General features: G+C 59.0%; 1 protein-coding gene. It reads right to left on the bottom strand.

The genetic code is table 11. The annotated features are described in order from the left end of the window. Nucleotides 1–1,184: carbohydrate porin (locus CMQ96_RS28195; protein ID WP_098067627.1), on the bottom strand; the 1,184-nt coding region annotated here is incomplete at both ends.

The raw sequence follows: 1,184 nt of genomic DNA, 5'->3' as shown, positions 1-1,184 counted from the left end.
CGCAGCATCGGGCGGAACTCCGGCCCCATTCCGATGGCGATGTTCTGCGACAGCGTCAGCTTCCAGCCGTGGTTATCGCCGCCCTGGTCGTAGTCGACGCGCTGGTAGCCCGCTTCCAGCCAGGTGGAGTGAACGTCGTTCCAGAAGTACATCGGGCGGACGATGGCGCCGTAGTTTTTACGGTTGTCGGTGTTGTCCTTGCCGTTGTCATAGTCGTGGAAGGCCAGCAGATATTCGATCTGCGCCTGCCGGGTAAATTTATGCAGACCTTCAAAGCTGGCGTAGATAGCGGTCAGGTCATCGGTTTTGTTGTAGACGCTGTTATCCGAGTTATCGGAGTAGCGCAGGATCACTTTATTGACGCCGCTGTCGTTGGTGTGGCTCAGCACCAGCCCGCCCTGCCAGGCGTCGAGACGCTCGTCGCTGTCCACCGCTTTCGAATCGAAGCCGTAGTTGGCGTATACCTCAACGTCGATCGGCCCGGCCTTGATGTTGTGGGTTTTGGTGGTCAGGGCGTAGTGGCCGTTATCGCCGGTACCGGAGCCGCCGGTACAGGTGATGCGCGACGGGTTGGCCTCATCGGCCATCACTTCCGGGCTACAGGACTCCACCTGCGACACCCCCGCCACGTCAAACTGCACGCCGCCGATATCAAAGTTTTTCACCCCGGCGCCCTGGCCATCGTGGTTCATCCAGAAGTAGTCGTTGATCCCCTGCTGCGGACGCTGATGGAAGTCGCGGCCGGCCCAGATATAAGCGTTGGGGTTAGATTCCAGCACGTTGGTGACGCCGACGTAGGCTTTTTTCAGGTTAACTTCATCGCTCCAGTGGTCAAACATGACGTTGATATCCCAGATAGCGCCTTTACTGCTCTTGAAGGCTTTGGTTATCTGGAATTCGCCGCCGTTGCCTTCGTTGCCTAAACGACCGATCGCCGAGGCGCCGTTATAGGAGCCATCCACGCCGACAAACTTCTGATCGCCGGTCTGGAACTGCGCGCCGTAGCGGGCGTAGCCGCTGAACTTGAGGCCGAAGGGGATCGCCATATCCGGCGAGGCGGCGGTGGTCTGCGGGTTAGTAATAACATCCACTTTTTTATCGGCGGCAGCGTCGATTTTCGCCTGGCGCTCGGCGAGGGCTTTATCGACGGCCTTCGCCACAATGGCGTCGATCTGTTCCTGCGT

Source organism: Klebsiella sp. MBT K-1 (assembly GCF_002556465.1).
GTDB lineage: Bacteria > Pseudomonadota > Gammaproteobacteria > Enterobacterales > Enterobacteriaceae > Klebsiella > Klebsiella grimontii.
The sequence above is the reverse complement of the archived record's forward strand: the minus strand, read 5'-3'. Positions and strand labels throughout refer to the sequence as shown.